At 62.3% G+C, this 308-nt stretch carries 1 protein-coding gene; it reads right to left on the bottom strand.

Features of this window, described 5'->3' with window-relative positions:
• Positions 1–9 precede the first annotated feature (9 nt).
• On the bottom strand, positions 10–171 hold the full coding sequence (locus tag FS507_RS19940) for a hypothetical protein (RefSeq protein WP_186314759.1): 162 nt from the start codon (positions 169–171) through the stop codon (positions 10–12).
• Positions 172–308: the final 137 nt, after the last annotated feature.

Raw genomic sequence — 308 nt, 5'->3', positions numbered from 1 at the left:
CACCCTCCCTCATTCCACCCCATCACCCATTCCTCCCTCCTCAATCCCCCTCACTCCACCCTCCACCCTCTCCCCCACAATCTCCTCCCCACCCCACTCCACCTTCATCCTCATCCCCACCATCCTCTCCACACCCACCACCTCCAACCTCTCCCCCACTCCCTCTTCCACCTTCCCCCCCACCCCCCACAATCTTTCTACCCCCTCACCTACACAATCTCCCACCACCCCCCCTCTACCCCATCATCTCCACCACCCCTTCGGCAATCACGCTCGACGCCAGGTAGGTCGCCACGATGACCACGATC

It is taken from the genome of Corynebacterium glyciniphilum AJ 3170, from assembly GCF_007673095.1.
In the GTDB taxonomy this organism is placed as follows: Bacteria; Actinomycetota; Actinomycetes; order Mycobacteriales; family Mycobacteriaceae; genus Corynebacterium.
Note: the sequence above shows the minus strand (reverse complement) of the source record. Positions and strands in the feature narration are given on the sequence as shown.